This is a genomic window from Cylindrospermum stagnale PCC 7417, from assembly GCF_000317535.1.
Classification (GTDB): Bacteria; Cyanobacteriota; Cyanobacteriia; order Cyanobacteriales; family Nostocaceae; genus Cylindrospermum; species Cylindrospermum stagnale.
The window spans coordinates 3747501-3767028 of sequence record NC_019757.1; the positions used below are offsets into that span (position 1 = coordinate 3747501).

The window sequence follows — 19528 nt, forward strand, 5'->3', positions numbered from 1 at the left end:
AAATTTGCCAGCAGGAAATAGCCTTTTTGCTGGCAGATTATTGCGAATATGGAATAGAAATGATGATTGTTTCTGTACAAAGTAACCTGAAAGTGTTAGCTTCAAAACTTGGTTCTGAGGTAATTTCCGGCGAAACTTTCTCTAATATTGATACTTTAGTTCAAACTCTTCCTCCCATTGGTAATGCAATTTTAGAATGTCGTTTGGTTGCAAACCAACCTCAAGTAGATTTTTCCACGATGATTTTTAATCCTGATGTCCATCTACCTCAGCATTTCCTGAGCCATCCTGTCTGGAAGCGATTTCAGGATATATGTCAGGAGTGGGATACAGCTAATTCTGTCCTAAATCAGAGATTGATGGAAATATGTCTGGAATTTGATGTAGATAATAACGTTGCGAATGTACCAATCCCCGGACTATTTCTATTATTAAACCTCGTGGTTAATTGGAATCCTCAATTGTTGTTAAAAATAGCGCAGCATTTGCTTGGTAAACCACAAATTACGCCTTCAATATCCCAGAATATAAAAACTTGTTTCGATACTTTACCTGAAGGTGCAAACATAATTTCTGTAGCGGCGATGTTGTCGCGTTGTCATGACCTTTTAAGGTTAAATGTTAGTGGGTTAGCACCTCATCAAATTAGTCATTATTTAGCTAATGTTGGTTGGATGGGTTCGGTTGATGAACTAGATCAAGTTATTAAGAATATTTCGTCTTTTACAGATAATATTGTTCTGAGTTTCGATGTCGGCGATCGCGTCTTACCAAGAATCGGTTTAGAATGCTATCTTTTAGGTCTACCACAACATAATAAACGTTGGTACTCCTTCTATGATTACCTAATTAGCCAAGGTTTATGCAGTCCTGATAAAAGTAAAGCGGTTCTGGCTTGGCCAGAGTTTTCAAAACAAGATAAATCTGCTAATTACACACTCTGCACCAAAATTGTTTACCAGCCAGGATTACCTTTAGAAGCTAAAGCATATATGGGATTTTGGCCTTATGGGGGTGTAGTGGTATAGGTGAAAAAATAAAAAACTATTAACCTTGCTCATTGTTTTATCACTTAATACTGATCACTGGCTCAACGCCTTGCTACTGCTAACAGCACTCACCACTGATTCTAAATACAAATCTATTTTGAAACCAAAATACCACTTTGGAGGAGTTTTACCATGCTTGATAATTTAGCTTTAACTGAATTGGCTTGTCGCGCTAGCAATTTATCTGAGCGTTTAACAATCACTAACAATTTAGCTTTTGGTAATATTTTAGAAGATTGTACAAATCAGCTAACACCATTAGATAGCTGGGCAATTAAGAAAATATCTGGAAAGTTAGCAGCTACGCAAGTTAAACAGCAGATATATCAACAATTAGCTACGAGAATACCTACCAAGAGCAACTTAGAAAAACTACTCATAGACTATAAACTATATGAACTGAATTTAGCGAATTTTTCAATGTCAGAAAGGGCAGAGTTTACCCAACCTCATGCTACATGGTTACAAGTTTATGCAGAGGCGTTAGCTAGCCTAGATTTATCTGCAACTGATTTTGCTAATAGTGCTTGGTATAATCCAGATATTTACTACCGACGTTTTGCTAAAGTTTGTGAGCCGTTTTTACGTTGGTTGCAACAAAGTCTAGAACCAATTGCTCAAGCCAATCACATAATTAATCCACAGGTAATAACTGATATTCAACTAGATTTACTCTATCGTTTTGAAAGAGCTTTGGCTCATGCTTTAGAAGCTGATATTAATTTGTACTGTCACCAATACAATATCGATAAATCAACTGAAGCTCAGGCTTATATTGATTATATAGATATTACGTTTAATGGTGAACAAAGTTATCACAGTTTTTATTGTAAGTTTCCTGTGTTGGCTCGGCAATTAACCCAAGTTACTTATTTTTTAAGCAAAATTGGGGAAGAATTAATCCAGCGCTTGAGTAGCGATCGCAGTGAAATTAGTGCTACTTTCTTTAATGGCACTCCCATACAGCAAATTATGGGTTTTGCTATGGGTAATTCTGATGCCCATGCTGGTGGTCACACTGTAGTTATGGTAGATTTAGCATTGGCTAATGGTCAATCAGAAACTATTGTTTACAAACCACGCTGTATTAAATCAGAAGCAGCAATGCAAGGTTTATTGGCAACTTTAACTGAAGAAAAAGTCGTCAGGTTTGGTAATTATCGCCTGTTGTGTAAATCAGATTATGGTTATGCAGAATTTTTGAAAGTGCAGAACCATACCGATAGCCAGGAAGTTGTGGAAACTTTTTATCAGCAACTCGGTGGTTATTTAGCTATCTTCCACATTTTGGGCGGTAGTGACTTGCATTTTGAAAATATTTTGGTTTCTAATTGCAATGCTTTTATCTGTGACTGCGAAATGGCTTTAGAAGTAGTACCACGCCGGATGACAAAATCACCAGATACGATGTTTGATTCTGTATTTAGCACGGGGATGCTAGATTGGCCACTACCTAATAATACTCCAGAGGCGGAAGGGCGCATTAGCTTAAGTGGTTATGGTGGCGGTGAGTCTTACAAAGTACCTTTTGCTATTGCCCAAATTAACAACCGGATGTCCTTGGCTTTAGCGGTGGAACATGAAGTTGGAGTGGAGGTGAAAGTAAAAGGGAAAAATCGGATATATTACCAAGGTCAGATAGTACATCCACACGCTTATAAAGAGAGCATTGTGGACGGATTTAACCAAGTTTATCGCTGGGTACTGCAAAATCGTACCAAAGCGATCGCTCTATTGGAAAAATTATTTGCAGATTCTGCGGTGCGTTTTGTCAACCGCGCTACGCAACTTTACGTACATATCCTGAATTCTGCACGCCATCCTAAATGTTTGGCTGAACCTCTAGAAGTTGATTTGGTTTATCACAGTTTAATCGAGCGTCCCCGGATGTGGGATGATGCAGGTAAGCTGGCGGAGTTAGAAATTCAAGCTTTATGGCAATTAGACATTCCCATTTTTACTACTAAAGCCGATAGCAAAGAACTGATTTTCAACTATCAGCAGCAGTTATCTGATTCTTTAGCAGTTTCCCCACTAGAAAACGCCATCGCTAGGATTAACAGGTTATCAGAAGATAGCCAAATGCGGCAGAATCAATATATTTACACCAGCTTGTCTACTGGAGAGATTAACAACCAACACTTTATTGATTCGGCGGTAAATTACGCCTATGAGATAGGGAGAGAGTTGTGTAGACTCAAACAAGATACCTCAGCCGCCGCACCGTGGAAAACTATTGATTTCTCTGCTACAGGTAAAAAGTTAGTTGATATTGGTTCATCACTTTATAATGGTTCTGCTGGTATTGCATTGTACTTAGCTTATCTGGATGCTATCCGACCACACCCAGAATTTCGCCTAGCCGCAGAACAAGCTTTAGATCATGCTATCAAAGAAGGCGATGGGCTACGCCCCACCGTAGGTGATCGGGAGATGATCGGAGCTTATCAAGAGAAAACTGGGTTAATCTACACGCTGACACATTTAGCTCAATTATGGCAGCAACCACAACTTTTAGAATTAGCTGATGAATTGTGTGATGAAATCTATCCTCTCATTAGTCAAGATACTTATTACGACATGATTAATGGGGTGTCTGGGGTAATTCCTGTAATGTTGGGACTAGCTGAGGCGAATTCCCATTCTAACAAAGCCATGCGGTGTGCGATCGCCAGTGCTGAACACCTGTTGCAAAACGCTGTTCAAGTCGGTGATACCTTGGCTTGGCCTTATAACCCAGAATCAGCACGAGGATATTTCACAGGCTTTGCTCATGGTAATGCAGGTATGGGTTGGGCATTAATTCGTTTAGGTGCATACACCAACGAATCCAAATATATCACAGCCGGTTTGCAAGCCTTTGCTTACGAAGCCACCCAATTCGACACCACAGAAGGTAACTGGTATGATTTACGCACGTCCGTAATGACGAAACAAGCACCGGGCCCGAAGTTTGGTTATTTTTGGTGTAATGGAGCAGCTGGTATTGGCCTAAGTCGCATTGATAGTTGGGCAATATTGGGTAAAACTGACTCTAATATTTTAGGAGAAGCACACAAAGCCTTAGATATTACGCTCCGCAGCTTTAACCGTTTAACTGATGATTCCCTTTGTCATGGTAAGTCAGGGAACTCAGAGTTATTATTACGGTTTGCATTACTCAAAAATGAACCATATCTGCAAATGGAAGCTAACGTCCAAGCTACAGCACAATGGCGTAACTTTGAACACGCACATCGTTGGACTTGCGGTGCTGGTGGTAGCGATATCTTACCTGATTTAATGACTGGGTTATCAGGTATTGGGATGCACTTCTTACGCCTAGCTTATCCTCAGCGTGTTCCTTCTCCGTTACTGCTGGATACTCCACCGCAGCAGGTAGTTGCTTCAGAATTTGATGAGCAAAGGGAATTAGTCGCTTACTCCTAAACTAGTTTGTGTTCGTAGTCAGGACTAAAGTCCTGACTACGAACTATCAGATATTCAATAAATTTAGACAATGGACAAGATAAAATCTCGATTTTGGCAGCAATTTTTAACAGTCGCACAACCTTACTGGTTTCCTCTTAATGCTGGTAGTAAATCTTTTTTAATGCTGGTGTTCCTGTTAGTAGTGTTTGTATTTGGGGCGTTTTTTGGATCTATAGGAGCATTCGGTTTAATTGGTGAACAATATTTTCCTCAACTTTTAAACAATCTCGCGCCTGGGTTACCAGAATTTATTCACCAAAATATTAACTCTCCTGTCATTCATCTTGTTAGATTAGCTTGTCTTATTCCCCTCATCGTCTTTGCCTATTATTGGAAATATCTAAAATATCATTGGCGGGCGTGGTCAATGTTAGCTGGACTGCTATTGATTATTTCATATGTGAGTGCCATTAACGTAGTTGGAAGCTATGTTGGACGTGATTTAGTAACTGCGATCGCCAATAAAAATTCACCTGAATATTTTCGGTTATTATTCATCTACGCTGGTGTTTTGATTGTCACTACAGTTATTGTAGTTATTTCCCAATATTTCAGGAAGAAGTTAGCTATACATTGGCTCAACCGGTTGACTAATTACTTTCTTCAAAAATATTTTCAAAAGCGAGCCTATTATTACATTAACTCTAACCCCGATATAGATAACCCAGACCAACGCATTTCTTTAGAAATTGGCTCTTTTACCCAAAACTGTATTAACTTATTTTTAACTGTTCTCAATCAAATTATTGATTTAATAGCTTTTTGTGGGATTCTTTGGTCTATTTCTAAATTACTGGTAGGGATTTTAATTGTTTACTCGATTGTTGGTAATGTTGTTACTGCAATTTTTAGTCAAAAATTAATTATCCTCAATTATGACCAACTAAAATGTGAGGCTAATTTCCGTTACGGCTTAGTTCATGTCCGCAATAATGCCGAATCCATCGCTTTTTATAGTGGTGAACAGCAAGAAGCTAGCCAAGTTAAACAGCGATTTAATCATGCTATGCAAAACACTAATCACATGATTAAATGGCAGCGTAACATGGAGTTTTTTACCACTGGATACCGATATTTAATTATGATTATTCCGTATTTAGTCGTTGCACCTTTATATTTAGACGGCAAAATCGAACTGGGTGTGATTACTCAAGCTACTATTGCTTGTAATCAGGTGTTAGGTGCGCTATCAGTTATTGTCAGTAAATTTGAAAGTTTAAGTGCTTTTGCAGCAGTAATTAATCGTTTAGGTAGCTTCTCTCAAGCTTTAGATGCACCACAAGCGCAAATTAACTTTGAATCAACCATTGAATTCGTCACTGACAATCATTTAGAATTTCAAAATATCACCTTACAAACTCCCAATTACGAACGCACCTTAGTCAAAGATTTATCAGTAGTGGTCGCCGATGGTGAGAGTATGTTAATTATGGGGAATAGTGGCTGTGGTAAAAGTTCCTTACTGCGTTCTTTAGCTGGGTTATGGAATGCAGGGACAGGTAAGATTTACCGTCCTGATTTAGCAGAAATAATGTTTTTACCTCAACGTCCTTACATGATTTTGGGAACGCTACGCGATCAATTACTTTATCCTCGAAGCATTCATAATTTCACAGATGCAGAACTCAATAAAGCCTTAGAAAAAGTCAATTTAGCAGAATTACCTGATAGAATCGGCGGTTGGGATGTACAACTAGATTGGGATAATGTTTTATCTTTAGGTGAACAACAACGTATTGCCTTTGCGCGACTGTTATTAATGCGTCCCCGTTATGTAATTTTAGATGAAGCCACAAGTGCTTTAGATATGAAAAACGAGGAGCAGCTTTATCAAGAATTACAACAAATGCACACGACATTTATTAGTGTGGGACATCGCTCTAGTTTGATGAAATATCACAAATTATTGTTAGAATTACGAGGCGATTCCACTTGGCAGCTTTTACCCACGCAGAAAAATCAAAGCCTGCTGGTAGGATCTGGGGATTAATCTCAGATGTTTAGGGATTTCCAAGAAATAAATTATCCAAATAAACGTAGACCAAAAGTCGTGCTTTAGGCTAACGCAGAGACATAAAGAACACTGAGGGAGGAGAAATAGAGAGGATTTTTGCGTCAGTTTTGGGATATTTTTTGATTTGGAAGTCCCTTACTGGGATAATTTATGAGTATTTGATGCTGGAGCGATCGCTAAAATCCATTCTAGGCTGAGTACTCTTTAAGACGTGGTAGCAACCCAAACAGACTCAAAAGAGCGATCGCACTTAGGGCTACTGGAGTAATCATCTCAAAACCATATACATCTTGGAAGCCTTGCTTAATCGCCTTGTCGAAAGCGTCCTGATTGATGTCGAAAGCCTTTTGATTAGCGTTTCTGAACTCATCAAAGGCCCAGTTTGATTCTCCTGGCTTCATACCTAAGCATAAAGCGATCGCTTCTTGATGTTTGCCACTGCGCTCTAATTGGCGGATTTGCCCATCAATGGCTACATATTTGCCCAACGTCAAGAGGTTCTCTACCATAGCTTTTTGCTCACCGTCAAAGGTGACATTGTTCAGTTCCTCAGCTAGATAACCTTTGAACCCATCTACCTTTTTACCTTGGGCGCTATAGGCTGCGGCAATTGACTCAAAAGTTTGTCCATTAGGCAGTTGGGCGATTTGGGTAATATTTTTAATAAAAGCTTGTTCGTGGTTTCTGGAAAAAGCTGAGTCTAGTAAATAGCGGCTTTCAGTAGTATTAGCGATATAGGCAGCGGCTCTGGCTTGGCGCAATGAATGCATAGAAGTGAAAGCATCCTCCTTCGCAACCCGCAAATTTTGGGAAGCTGAGAGCAACGCCCCTCCTGTATAATATAAAAAGATAATGGCGATCGCAGTTGCCCCCAACAACCCCGGATTTAAGGTGCGGCGCATCCGCAGACTGAGAAATATTTGCAACCCCACCAAAACGTTGATTAATGCCACACCAGAAACAAAAATCAACATTAAAGATTTACTAGCAGCCAACTTTTGCTCGGCGTAGGTATCCTCTAAAGCTTGCAGGTTAATCTTGTCCAACTCATCCGATGCCGGCAACAATGTCTTATCCATGATTTCCCCAGCGGCTCGGTAAGCAAATAGCATGGCATTAGTCTCACCCCTAGCGTGGAAGTCCCGCGCCTGCTGGATTTTAGCGATGTAGTCCCCTAGCCCCAGTTGCATAGTCTCAATCGCTTTTCGCTCTTTATCCCCATAGCTGATATTCTCCGCAGCAGTCACCAGCCTTTCAGCCACTGCTTCATATCGCTCTCGATAACCCTTAGCGGCTTCTTGGTTTTGTCCAGGGGGAACTAGTAGTTCATTAGCGGCATTGGCATCCATACCTGCAAGGGCATCTTTGAGGCGTTGAGCAGTAACGATACTTGGAGTTGCATCATTACCAACTGTTTTGATAGCGTGTCTCTGCTTTTGAACTCCGCTAATTGTCGTAACTAGCAATAGTAAACTTGCTGCCCAAGTGAGGTATAAACCACCCTTGAGCAGTTGCGGGGTTGTGAGGTTGCTAACTGCCTTATTTGAGAAGGTGATAATCTGACTCATATTTTTGCTACTTTAGGATAATTGGCGGATAGCTTGAACAATGATTCGAGTCCAGTGCCCTAGGGTAAATTCGTCACCGTCTTGCAGTGGTACATCCGTCATTGGTTCTAATTCCACGCCCTTGAATTGTGTACCGTTAGAAGAGCCAATATCGCGCAGAGTTAACCCCCCGTCTGCTTGCAAGTTTAATACAGCATGGCGGTGGGATACAGCACCATCAAAATCTAGGGCAATTTCTGGGTTAACTGCCCGGACTTGGCTATTGCGCCCAATCAAGTTAGTTTCCTTATTGAGGCGAAATGCGATCGCTTCTTGATTGATTGGTGGTTCTGGGCTGTTGGGATGACGCAGAGATGAATCTATTTTCACCACAACCTCCCAGCCAACTATCGGAGATTTTCCCTGCTGCTCTACAAATTGCACGGGGGGAGAACTAATGGTAATCGGAACTTCGCCATGTGCTCCGCTGACAAAGTTGTAACCGCAAATCTCACAAAAATCTCCAGTATCAGGCTCACGGGGAGCGCTGCAAGCTGGGCAGATTTCTGGCGTTACTTTTGAGGCGATGGCATTTTTAGCTAACTCTAGTAGTTCAGGTATCCCCTGAATTTTGGCGCCGCACTCTGAACAAAAATCCGATTCTGTTGATTTGTGTCCTTTAGGACATCTGTATGTAGACATAGTTACTTCCAAATCAAAATTCCAAAATAATTAAATAATTTTAAATTCAGAAATTTTGAATTAATCGTTTGGATTGGAGCCATGCGTGGGAGCAACTAAATTTTTTTTGGTGATTCTTCATTTTGAATTTTGCATGAAAGAATTTTGAATTCCCCCAAAGGGGGTTGACTAAGATTTAGGAATGCGAGTGGTTTTAGTAGAACGAGTTTCCAACGCCATCGCGTCTTCTTTTGCCACTTCTCGCTTGAGCCGCACTGTACCCGTTGGCGCATCCTGGATATCAACTACGGTTTTTAGAAGTTTAGCAGTTGCCTCGTTACCCGATTCATGAGCCAATTTTACAGCTTTGCCTAACTTCGCAGTTGCCATTTCAATATCACCCTGAGCGCGAGCCTCTAATCCCTCCTGAATAGACTGTGCTAGTTCTGCCTGTCCGGTGTAATGAGCAACCCGCCTGTCAATTTTGGTAGATTTGGCATCATCATCTGTCCAAGTCGCCAAAATTCGGGCTTCGGCGATTTTGGTTTCAGTGCCGTTGAGGGTATACACTAGGCTGGCTCTACCTGCTAACATCTCATCCCCAACATTACCCGGATTTACCTCAATGCAGAAGTGGTAATCACGGGACTCTTTAACACCCCAAGCACCGGTGGGGTAATCAACAACTTGAGGTTTAACTGATTTGGCGCGATGGGTAAGGTCTACAATATCGGGACTCACTTGTTTGCAAAACAGGATTTTTGCTCCTTGGGGTGTCCATAGACGCATAGCAACATCGCTCACATCTTTGCTCATCGCTTTTTCGAGAATCGCCCGAAAGTCGGCGGCAATCATGTCTGCGTTAGGAATAATATCAGTTGTACCCAGGAGTTTGCCTGCAATTAGCTGGAGTTGAGCTACTCGCCAGTCAGTGCCCACACCCCGACAATCACATTGAAAAACCCCTTCACACTGCTGTAAAACCTGATTCAGTTGCTGCTCATCAGAATCATCGTTCTGTCCATCTGTGAGCAGTAATGCTTGACGGACTGCGTTAGGCATTTTTTTAAACTGTGTCAGCCCTTCAGTTAGCCAGGTAGACATGAGAGTGCCACCGTTAGCTAAGATATTTTTAATCGATGCGATCGCCTGCTGCTTTTTCTCAAATGTCGCTGGAGACACCGGAAACACCACGCTAGCTTTAGCCGCACCAGTAACGATAAAGAAGTGGGCATCTTCTGGCAGCAAATTAACAGCTTTAACTATGGCATCCCTAGCAGCATGAATCTTGCCGCCTCCCATTGAACCAGAGGTATCACAAATAATGCCAAAGAGTCTGGTAGTACTATTCGTTGCCGCTACTCCTTCACCTGCTTCAACGCTGACAGTCATGATGGCGTGAACTTCTCTCTCTCCTTGGGGAAGGTATTGATTTTGAAAGACTTCGGCTTTAAATTGGTTAGACATTCAGGTTTTCTCCCTTGATTTATCTTCATTTTTAATAGATTTGGTTTTTTGCTTTTCATAAAATAGACAAAACCGCAACAGTAATATTGTCATGTCCGCCGCAGTTACGCGCAAACTCGACAAGTGAGTGAGAGATGGCGTAGGCATAGCCCGCCGTAGGCATCGCATCTTTACCTGATGACTGCTGTACCAAGTTAGCCAGCTGCGTTGCTTCTGGGGCATAATTCCACAATCCATCGGTACACAGCAGCAGATATCCTGAACCAGGAATAGTAAAGTTGACAATCGAGGGAATGGCATCTTCCATTGCATCTGCCCCTAACCAACGGGTAATTGCGTGAGCATGAGGCGATTGGCTAGCTTCTGCTGCGGTTATTTTACCCTCTGCTACCACTTCAGTTAGCCAGGAATCATCTCTAGTTAACTGCTGGGAGCTATTGGCAGAAATCCAATAAGCACGGCTATCGCCTAGCCAGCCAATAGTAGCAGTGCCCTCTTGAACAATGGCAGTAACAATGGTGGTTGAGGGGGGATCTAAATTGGCACTTGATTTATAAGGGATATTACATACTGATGCCAAGGCAGTGGTAAAGGCTAATTTGGTTGCTGATTCTGGATTGTTCCCCTTTAAGGCAGTAGCTGCGGACTGACAGGCATTGAGAGCAGCGGTTTGGGCTGCTAAGTCTGGTTGATCGGAACTAGAAACGCCATCGCAAACTACGAGAATATACGCCTGAGTGCCAGATACAAGTTGTAGGGCGAGGAAATCTTCGTTACGTCGGTGTCTGAGTCCGCGATCGCTAACACCTGCCAGATGCGAGTTAATTATCACTTCGAGGTGCTCACGTTCTACAGGAACTTGGCGAAATCCACATTGAGAACAATACCCCTCAGGATCAATCGCTTTAATTCCTGCACCGCATTTTTCACAAGCTAAAGATGTCAGAGATGCCCCGCATTCTTCACAAAACTTGTCACCTACTACAACGGCAGCACCGCAGTTTGAACATTGCATCATAAATTATTAATAATTAGTCATTTTTGAATTTTGAATTTTGAATTATTAAAACAGGGTTCTGGGACGTACTCGATTTGCTTGATCAACTAAGGGAATTTTCTCATTTCCACTTGCTAGGTGTGCCATGTCGCGCAAAGTTTTTTCTAAGCCGCACCTCAGAGGCTTTTCCTCAAATGGCTGTCCCAAAATCTTCAAATCGGCGGCGGCTTTTAAGGTGCGTGAAGTCAGCAATTTTAGGGCAGTTTCCAAGACTTGTTTAGTTAGGCGATAGCGGTCAATACCTTCCAAGGTAAGGGTTTCAACTGCTGCTGAAGCTGCTTTAAGTTCTTGGGTTCCTGGCATCGTGCGATCGCTATCAATTAAACTCCGGGCAATTTCTACACGCGATCGCGTAAACAAATTAGAAGTTGGCGGTACCCGTTCTAACGCCTTCACCGCACCCAGACGATCGCCTGTCGCACAAAGACAACGCCCTAATCCAAACGACGCCGATACATAACCAGGATCGGTGCGGGATACTAAGTCATACATCTTAATTGCTAGTTGGTAATTTTGCGCCTGTTCTGCTGCTAGTCCCAAAGCTAGTTTCGGCGCTACCTCCCCCGGTAAATCAAAATAAGCTTGGTCGATTGTTTGCTGTGCCTCTTGGAGTTTACCCTGTGCCATGAGCGATCGCCCCCGATACCAAAAAACTCGCCAGTCCCAAGGATCTTTAGCCTCAACTTTAGCGATCGCTTGTTCTGCTTCATTGTATTCACCCGCGTCAATTAAGCTATTTGCCAAACGCAACCATGCTTCCTTGGATGTAGGATATTGCTGGACAACAACCTCTAAACTCACACATCGCTTGACAGGATCGGCAATCGCACTGGCATTGAGTACAGCATTAAAGCCAGAATCGCTAGAATCTAACAACGGTATAGGCAATTGCCGATAGTCGGCGGTAATTAATTCAAAATCTCCACTATTGGTGAGAGCCAGCATATCGCCACCAAATAAGTTGCTAGCATAAGGACGGGGAATATTCGTGGCGATCGCCACCACTTCCCGCAGTACACCCAATAACTGATCTGCCATTTCATCTGCTGACTGAAATCGATCATCAGCATTTTCAGCGGTAGCTTTGATTAAAAACCGATAAAGTGATTCTTGTTCAGCAAACAGGGGTTCTTCTTGAGGACTGGGCAATTTATAAAGGTGTTCTTTGCTAAAACCCTTAATTTCCGTCAGCAACACCGCCAAAGTTCGACCAAGAGTATATAAATCAGAAACGATTGTCGGACCTTCCCCGGCTTCGGGGGCACTATAGCCGACAGTACCGTAGATATCACCATCGGGGTCATCGAGACGGCGAACACCACCTAAATCAATTAATTTCACATCGCCGCCCTCAACCATAATATTATCTGGCTTGAAGTCGCAGTATACCAACCCCAAAGAATGCAAATAAGCAAAGGCGCTGAGGATGCGGTGAATATAGGCGATCGCTTCTGCCACTGGTAAGGGGCCCCGACTCTTACGAATTTCCTTCAAAGTTTGACCCCCGACATACTCCATCACAATAAAACCCTCGTTATTGTGGTTAACAAAGTTGTAGATCCCCACAATATTCGAGTGTTTCACTGCTGCCAAAAATTGCCTTTCTGCTACAGCAACAGCGGCACTAGAAGCGTCTTCTGTATTCAGCAGTCCTTTGAGGACGACGTAGCGAGACAGGGTTTGATCAAAACCCAAGTAAATCCAACCTAAACCACCAAATGCGATCGCCCCTTTAACTTCATATTGCCCGACAACTAAATCACCTCTTTTGAGGCTAGGAATAAACGAAAACTTCTGTCCGCACTTGCTACAAAATCCTTTTTCCCGTCGCAGCGGATGATTGCAATTGCCGCAGAATCGTTTGTTATCTGGTACTTGCGGGTTGGGAATTATCGCTTTTTCTGGCTCCGTTGAAGGCAGTTCTGGCACAGAGATTAATCCTGCACCCAACTGTCTGCGGCTACTGCGGGCAGAGGTGCTACTGGTACGCCGTGAACCCTTGGAACGGTTAGTTAGCGGTGAAGAACCGGTATTTGTGGTAACCGATGAATTCCTACCCGTGATAGTTGCGCTTTGCTTTTGGCTAACTACTGGAGTTTTCACCGCTGCTAGTCCGCAGACGTTGCAATAGTCATCTTCAATAGTACCAGTGCATCCATTTCTTGAGCAGCGTAAGCCTTCCATATTAGGGATTGGTAATAGGTAATTGGTAATTGGTAATAGGTAATTGATAATTGATAATTGGGAAAAAGGTAATTAGGCATTGAGGGAATTTTTGAATAAGTCTCTTTCTTTTTTCTGCCAATTACCCATTACCCATTACCTATTACCATTTAACCGCTTTTCATATTGGGAAACTAATTCAGCCGCTTTATCTAAGGGAGTCGGGCGCATATATAGCAGTTCCTTTGCCTGTTGTGCTAGTTCAGCTAAAATGGCATCTTCGATCAATCTCCGCACCAGCGCTTTGGCTTTGAGGGCGTCAAGGCGTCCACGTAACTCCCGACGAGTTTGTAGAAGATTGTTATGGGCTGTATCTGTGCGTTGTGCTGTTACCATGTACTCTCTGGCTTTGAGCAGCCAATTGTCTAAACCAACCATAACTGGATTGACTAAACCCTGTGCTAATTTAGTTTCTAACTTTGTCAGCCATTGGCTAAGAGCATCTATTTGCGCCTGGGGCAATGGAGTTTGCATTATTGAGTGATCCACAATTTTTTCTTGGCTTTCCGCAAAAGTAGCAACAGATTTTGAGTGGAGTTTTTCTAATTGTTGTAAAGTCTCCTGTGCGATCGCTAATTTATCCCGCGCTTGAGCAAGCTGTTTAGCTGCTTGTGCCAAAGTTGATTGTAGCTGTGCCAGCATTGGCTGGATCTGGTGTTGAAAATCCTCACTCACCCCCAAAGGATCTTGTTCTATGCGTTGCTGGAGAGATGCAATCGTCCCACGAATCAGCAGTATTTCACTCAGAGAACTTTGTCCCAAAGATTCACCTAATTTTTCCAGTGATTGGATTTGAGCGACGGCATCTTTTAGCATCCCATCCAGATTAGCCCAAGCAGCATCAACAGCGAGAACGGCATCTCTAGCCACAGAGAAGGCATGATTCATCACTTGCAGTAACTGTGCCGGGGCGATCGCCTGAGCTGTTTGCGCGATCGTCAATAATTCTCTTTGTGCTAAAGGCGTTTGCACCGCAGGTAACCGAATAGAGGCTCCTGTGAGCAGTTGTTTAATTTCATCAACTTTCTGTTCAGGCACCAAAAAGCGTGGCAGTTGCTGTCTTAGCTTGCTAGCCTGATCTATTGTCTGCACCAATAAGTCGAAGTATTGAAACAAGTCGTTCATCGCTGAGATTGCTGGACTGACCCGAATCGCCGTAATTCCCGTCAACTGCACTCCGGGAAATCCAGGACTACCACAAAGACGCTGATATGTTGGCAATTCCTGTAGTTCAAGGAGATTGTGACTAGCAATATTGATTTTATTTTTCCAGTCAGCTAAAAGTTGATCAATTTCATCTGTCAAAACGATGACTCCTTATAATAAATGGATTGCTAAGATAATGTGCTTATAGCATTGCACGATAAGCCTGATACAAATCATAGGCTTTTAATTCTTTCCCCCTGAAAACAGTAACCTTTCTATTTTCCTCTGTCCAGAGTATAAAAATGCGCTACCAAAAATCAGATTTAAGTGATAATATCTCTTGGTAATGATGTTATGTACATTTGTAATTATGCTGTATAGAATGATAAAATCAATTTAATTATCCATCTTTATCTGCGTTTATCTGCGGTTAATTCTTTCTCATATCTTATTCCATGCAACTTCATATCAATTTGGTATAAGCAATATTTTTATGGATGAAGTTTTTCCTACGCTCACAGCAATTTTCCAGAATGTTAATGAATGGCTAAAGTTTGCAGAGGCTAAGAACGGGATTCTGCTGGCTTTTTCTGGTGCTGGTATTACTGCAACTATAACCCTTTTAGCTACAGCATAGAATCTGCCAAATTCTTTAAAATTGGGTTTATTGTTAACAACTATTCTCCTTTGTATTTGTTCTTTACTCTGTTCATTTTCTTTTTTGCCTAAAACAAATTTGGAGCGGTTGTTATGGTTGCGAACTAAACCACCTAAAAACTCAAATTTAATCCGGCAAGATCAAGATAATTTGTACTATTTTGGACATTTGCGGAAATATGATTCAACTCAACTATTGGATGCGCTGAATGAGCATTACTTTGAGGGGAAGCTCAATAAAAATCCAGCCTATAAAAAGGAATACAGGGACATTGCTGGACAAATCACAATTAACGCCGAAATTGCCTTCCTAAAGTTTCAAGTTTTTACTTATGCGATATATATCTTAATTGCTTCTATTTTGGTAATTCCCTGTTCAGTTTTAACCAGTCTAGTTATTTATCGGAGTTTGTAATTTTATTTTCAGTATTGACTGGAAAAAAATTGATTCAGAGAATCAGTTGATGTAAACATTTCAAAACAAGCAATTTTTTATGCCGTCCGAGTCAATTACTTTAACCGCAGTCCAACTAGATCTTGTCAATTCTACAGAATCTATTAAAGTCATACACAGTCATTTGGGTAACAGGGGGCTAAGACTTTTTATTGAAGATATTGAAAAAGTTGTCTCTGAAGCTTTTAATGAATCAGTTAGTAGTTTGAAAATTGACTCTAAATTCACACGAATTACTGAGAATAACATCAAAGAAGTGATTGACGCTGAAATGCCACCCACTAACTTGTCTGAAAAACCTAACTTCAACAGAATAACTGAAGCTATGGCAGATGGTTATAGACTCACATTTGAATCTGTTGAATATGCCTATTCATTTGTAAAAGAATTTTGCGACCTTGTAAAAAAAGGTAACGAAAAGCCTGGTACATATAAGTGGGTGTTTCGCATTGGTGCTGCAACAGATGATATTGATTATGATACATCGAGTATAAATCCAATGGTCGGAATGGGCTTTGCAACAGTTAAAGAGTTAGAAACTGGAGCATACCCTGGCTGGATTTTTGTTGATCGAGCAACGTATGATACTCTTTCTGAAGAGATAAAACACAATTTCTCTCAGAAGGAGTTCACAACTAAGCATCAAGAAGTGAAACAAGCTTGGGGTTGTCAGATGATTTCTGATGCCTCCCTACCCACTGCTGAACCAATAACACTAGAAGAAATTTATGCCCTGTTTAAAAAACTAACCCAGTCGGCTCAGATTACGAGGGTCGCGCAATTAATAGGAATGCCAAATGATTTTCGCCCTTCAACTTATGTCAATCTTTTTGCAGCGAAAACCGCTATCGTAGACTGGGCAGCAGGATACGAGAATGGAGATCATTTTAGATTAGAAAGACTAAATGGTTCTTCAATCCTCAAAATTGCCGTTCGGCGTATCGCTTCAACTTCGATGCGGGCGTCAGGTACAACTTCAACGGTTTTCGAGTTGCGTGTTCTGCTGCATAGTTTGTAGCCTTTATACTGTTGTCCTTTTGCCCTTTTCCCTTTTTTCTTTACCCTTGCGACCAGCTTGCAACTACCCACCATCCTCAGAGTTCTTTGCGTCGCATAGCAGGTAGGGCAGCATGACAATACAAACGCTCTTCATTTTCCCCTAAGAAAATTAATTGTTGGCGCTTTTACTGTCCACTATCCCCTAAGAATATCGCATCTTAACCAAGGGTGGATGACTGTCACTACAAAGACTTCTGCTCTTGTTGTCTGAAACTCGGCTGGAGCGACTTTATCCGCAAGTAAACATACAGAGAAAGTTTATATAATGTCAGTATTATAACAAGTGAGTAGGTGCTTTCGCAGATGGCTAAGAGTAAGATTTTGAGTTTGTCGATTGCGGCACTCACGCTATTTGGACTGGGTGTAGCCCCGACATGTGCTCTAGAACGACGTTCAACTTCAGAATTACCTATCGAGGAGTTTGTCAAAGAAACATTGCAATTTGTTCAAATAGACAGTAATTCTATGAACGTGGTGTGGTATTTACCACTAGAAGTATATGGAGCACCTCCCCAAGCAGTACTGATAGTTGCAGTTGCCAAGGCAGAGATTGTACCTCCTGATGGTTTTAAGTTTGCTTCTGAAGCTGAAGCCCAAAGAGGGCTAAAAGTTACATACACTGACTCTAAAGGCGCATCTGTAAACTTAGCACCAGCGCCGAAAAGTGCCGAAGTCAACAGTTTCTTAACAGAAATGAAACCAGTTTTGTCAAAAATGGCGGGACAATTTGGTAAAGGAATGTGGTTCTTTACATTTAAGAATGTTGATTCATCTGGGGAAAATATCGTGTCACCATATGAAGCCGGAAAACTGATAGTCTCTTTTGATGAAAAAGTTGGTATCCAGAAACCCAAAGCTGTAGTAGAACTTCCTCTAAATTCATTGTTTGTTCCAGCATTATGTCCTAACGGCAAGCCTGCACATATATCCTGGAAGTACTGCCCGTGGGATGGCACTCCGCTTCCATCCAAGTAATTTTTTTGAGCTAAATTTTTGATTTCCCATTATTGGCTTCAAACCAATCTCCAGTAAGTAGGTGGGCGTAAAAAAATCTAAAATAGACCTAACCCCCAACCCCAACAACCTCTCCCTAGCCCTCTCCTAAGAGGAGAGGGGAAAGGAAAAACTTTTGTTGCTCTTAAGGGGAGTAAGATTAAAGCCTCTCCCCTCGCAGGAGAGAGGTCTTATATTTAATTCAGCCCATCTACTTATCAGGAGCGGCAATTCTTCTGTCACAAGCAATTGAGGGTCAATTTTATTTCAGTAATCTGATATCTTTTGTGATTTTACTCACAAGCTGCGATCGCCAGTTTTTTATCAAGCATAAATACTTATAGACTATCTAGTATATGGTATGTAGAATCCATAACAAAAAATCTGCGATCGCTATCCACAGGTGCGATCGCATTATTCAAGCCGATGAAATTAAATCTCAGATCTCACAATTGGTGCTACAGACAAGCAGTGGCTTGTCGTCAGATATCACTTAAGCACCTTCTCCCAGTTCTTTTTTTAATATCATTGATCACAATATTGCTGGTGGAAAGCTTCAACCCTGCTGTAGCCCAGCTACCCCGTCAAGAAATTCGCGGGGTTTGGATGACCAATAATGATTTTGACACCCTCAAGCATCGCGCCAAAGTGCAAGATGCCGTCAGCCAACTGCGGCGGCTGAACTTTAATACAATCTATCCTGTAGTCTGGAATTCTGGCTATGTTATGTATCCCAGTGCCGTGGCAAAAAGTACAGGTATTCAACCTTTTGTCTTGCGAGGCTCAGATGGACATGATATTCTTGCAGACCTGATTGACAAAGCCCATCGCCAAAACCTACTCGTAATTCCCTGGTTTGAGTTTGGTTTCATGGCTCCCCCAACATCAGAACTGGCATTGAATTATCCTGATTGGTTCACACAAAAACAGGATGGTAGCCAAACTTCAATTAGTGCTGCTGGTGAAGTCATGTGGCTCAATCCCTTTCATCCAGAAGTGCAGCAATTTATCACCAATCTCGTGCTAGAAATCGTTACTCAATATGATGCTGATGGCATTCAGTTTGACGATCACATGAGTTTGCCCCACGAATTTGGTTACGATCAATACACAGTTGCCTTATACACTCAAGAAACCCAGAACAAGCCCCCAAGCAATCCCCAAGATTTAGAATGGGTGCGTTGGCGAGCAGATAAAATCACAGCGTTCATGGTACAACTTAACGAAGCGGTGAAGGCAATAAAACCCCAGGCGATTTTCTCTGTTTCCCCAAATTACTACGACTTTGCTTACAAATTTCAACTGCAAGACTGGCTCACCTGGATACGGCAAAATATTGTGGATGAGCTAATTGTCCAAGTTTATCGTCCTAATCTGCAAAGTTTTATCGCCAACATTTCCCGTTCAGAAATGCAAGAAGCACAACAGTTAATTCCCACTGGAGTCGGTATCATGGCAGGGTTAAGAAATAAACCAGTCCCCATGCTACAAATCAAATCTCAGGTGCGGGCTGCCCAAGAACGTGGGCTAGGTGTAGCCTTCTTCTACTACGAAAGCCTTTGGAACTATGCCCCAGAAACCTTAACCGAACGGCAGTCTGAATTCCAAACCTTCTTCCCCTACACCGCTTTTCGTACCAGAACTGAATAATATTTTGGTTTGGTTTTAGCCTCTATATATAAATAAAATGTCCGCTTGCGCGGACATATA

The 19528-nt window shown here is 41.9% G+C and carries 13 protein-coding genes and 1 pseudogene; 8 read left to right on the forward strand and 6 right to left on the reverse strand.

Features of this window, described 5'->3' with window-relative positions; translation table 11 throughout:
• Window positions 1-59: 59 nt before the first annotated feature.
• The 3 genes from CYLST_RS15565 (at window position 60) to CYLST_RS15575 (ending at window position 6510) form a co-directional block, all read left to right on the forward strand.
• Complete coding sequence (locus tag CYLST_RS15565) at window positions 60-1028, forward strand: hypothetical protein (protein ID WP_245587390.1); 969 nt, start codon at window positions 60-62, stop codon at window positions 1026-1028.
• Window positions 1029-1181: 153 nt separating this feature from the next.
• On the forward strand, window positions 1182-4478 hold the full coding sequence (locus CYLST_RS15570) for a type 2 lanthipeptide synthetase LanM family protein (RefSeq protein ID WP_015208677.1): 3297 nt from the start codon (window positions 1182-1184) through the stop codon (window positions 4476-4478).
• Between the two features lie 70 nt (window positions 4479-4548).
• A complete protein-coding gene (locus tag CYLST_RS15575) occupies window positions 4549-6510 on the forward strand; it encodes an ABC transporter ATP-binding protein/permease (protein ID WP_015208678.1) in 1962 nt (653 codons plus the stop codon).
• Between the two features lie 212 nt (window positions 6511-6722).
• On the opposite strand, the gene CYLST_RS15580 is transcribed toward CYLST_RS15575, so the two are convergent.
• From CYLST_RS15580 to CYLST_RS15605, 6 genes are all read right to left on the reverse strand, one after another.
• Complete coding sequence (locus CYLST_RS15580) at window positions 6723-8102, reverse strand: hypothetical protein (RefSeq protein WP_015208679.1); 1380 nt, start codon at window positions 8100-8102, stop codon at window positions 6723-6725.
• Between the two features lie 12 nt (window positions 8103-8114).
• Window positions 8115-8783 (reverse strand): FHA domain-containing protein, encoded by a 669-nt coding sequence (locus CYLST_RS15585; RefSeq protein ID WP_015208680.1) that lies wholly within the window; start codon window positions 8781-8783, stop codon window positions 8115-8117.
• A gap of 168 nt (window positions 8784-8951) precedes the next feature.
• Window positions 8952-10229: a vWA domain-containing protein gene (locus CYLST_RS15590; protein WP_015208681.1), complete on the reverse strand. Its 1278-nt coding sequence runs from the start codon at window positions 10227-10229 to the stop codon at window positions 8952-8954.
• Between the two features lie 55 nt (window positions 10230-10284).
• Window positions 10285-11247: a PP2C family protein-serine/threonine phosphatase gene (locus CYLST_RS15595; protein WP_015208682.1), complete on the reverse strand. Its 963-nt coding sequence runs from the start codon at window positions 11245-11247 to the stop codon at window positions 10285-10287.
• 45 nt (window positions 11248-11292) lie between these two features.
• Window positions 11293-13470, reverse strand: coding sequence for a serine/threonine-protein kinase (locus CYLST_RS15600; RefSeq protein ID WP_015208683.1), 2178 nt, complete (start codon window positions 13468-13470; stop codon window positions 11293-11295).
• 135 nt (window positions 13471-13605) lie between these two features.
• Complete coding sequence (locus CYLST_RS15605; protein ID WP_015208684.1) at window positions 13606-14814, reverse strand: hypothetical protein; 1209 nt, start codon at window positions 14812-14814, stop codon at window positions 13606-13608.
• A gap of 334 nt (window positions 14815-15148) precedes the next feature.
• Here CYLST_RS15605 and CYLST_RS36935 point away from each other — a divergent pair.
• The 5 genes and pseudogenes from CYLST_RS36935 to CYLST_RS15625 all read left to right on the forward strand — a co-directional run bounded on the left by CYLST_RS36935 (window position 15149) and on the right by CYLST_RS15625 (window position 19468).
• Window positions 15149-15727: pseudogene (locus CYLST_RS36935) on the forward strand (Pycsar system effector family protein).
• Between the two features lie 79 nt (window positions 15728-15806).
• On the forward strand, window positions 15807-16784 hold the full coding sequence (locus CYLST_RS15615) for a hypothetical protein (RefSeq protein WP_015208687.1): 978 nt from the start codon (window positions 15807-15809) through the stop codon (window positions 16782-16784).
• A 344-nt stretch (window positions 16785-17128) separates the two neighbouring features.
• A complete protein-coding gene (locus tag CYLST_RS15620) occupies window positions 17129-17800 on the forward strand; it encodes a hypothetical protein (protein WP_015208688.1) in 672 nt (223 codons plus the stop codon).
• Window positions 17801-18174: 374 nt separating this feature from the next.
• On the forward strand, window positions 18175-18315 hold the full coding sequence (locus tag CYLST_RS35970; RefSeq protein ID WP_245587547.1) for a hypothetical protein: 141 nt from the start codon (window positions 18175-18177) through the stop codon (window positions 18313-18315).
• Entirely contained in the window at window positions 18290-19468 is a 1179-nt protein-coding gene (locus CYLST_RS15625; protein WP_245587522.1) for a glycoside hydrolase family 10-like protein, read from the forward strand. The genes CYLST_RS35970 and CYLST_RS15625 overlap by 26 nt, the downstream gene beginning before the upstream one ends.
• Window positions 19469-19528: the final 60 nt, after the last annotated feature.

Bases quoted from the DNA above. Each gene is read 5' to 3' on its own strand.
- CYLST_RS15585 (WP_015208680.1), bottom strand. From the start codon at position 8,783: ATGTCTACATACAGATGTCCTAAAGGACACAAATCAACAGAATCGGAT.
- CYLST_RS35970 (WP_245587547.1), top strand. From the start codon at position 18,175: ATGGTATGTAGAATCCATAACAAAAAATCTGCGATCGCTATCCACAGG.
- CYLST_RS15595 (WP_015208682.1), bottom strand. From the start codon at position 11,247: ATGATGCAATGTTCAAACTGCGGTGCTGCCGTTGTAGTAGGTGACAAG.
- CYLST_RS15590 (WP_015208681.1), bottom strand. From the start codon at position 10,229: ATGTCTAACCAATTTAAAGCCGAAGTCTTTCAAAATCAATACCTTCCC.
- CYLST_RS15580 (WP_015208679.1), bottom strand. From the start codon at position 8,102: ATGAGTCAGATTATCACCTTCTCAAATAAGGCAGTTAGCAACCTCACA.
- CYLST_RS15615 (WP_015208687.1), top strand. From the start codon at position 15,807: ATGCCGTCCGAGTCAATTACTTTAACCGCAGTCCAACTAGATCTTGTC.
- CYLST_RS15620 (WP_015208688.1), top strand. From the start codon at position 17,129: ATGGCTAAGAGTAAGATTTTGAGTTTGTCGATTGCGGCACTCACGCTA.
- CYLST_RS15575 (WP_015208678.1), top strand. From the start codon at position 4,549: ATGGACAAGATAAAATCTCGATTTTGGCAGCAATTTTTAACAGTCGCA.
- CYLST_RS15570 (WP_015208677.1), top strand. From the start codon at position 1,182: ATGCTTGATAATTTAGCTTTAACTGAATTGGCTTGTCGCGCTAGCAAT.
- CYLST_RS15600 (WP_015208683.1), bottom strand. From the start codon at position 13,470: ATGGAAGGCTTACGCTGCTCAAGAAATGGATGCACTGGTACTATTGAA.
- CYLST_RS15565 (WP_245587390.1), top strand. From the start codon at position 60: ATGATGATTGTTTCTGTACAAAGTAACCTGAAAGTGTTAGCTTCAAAA.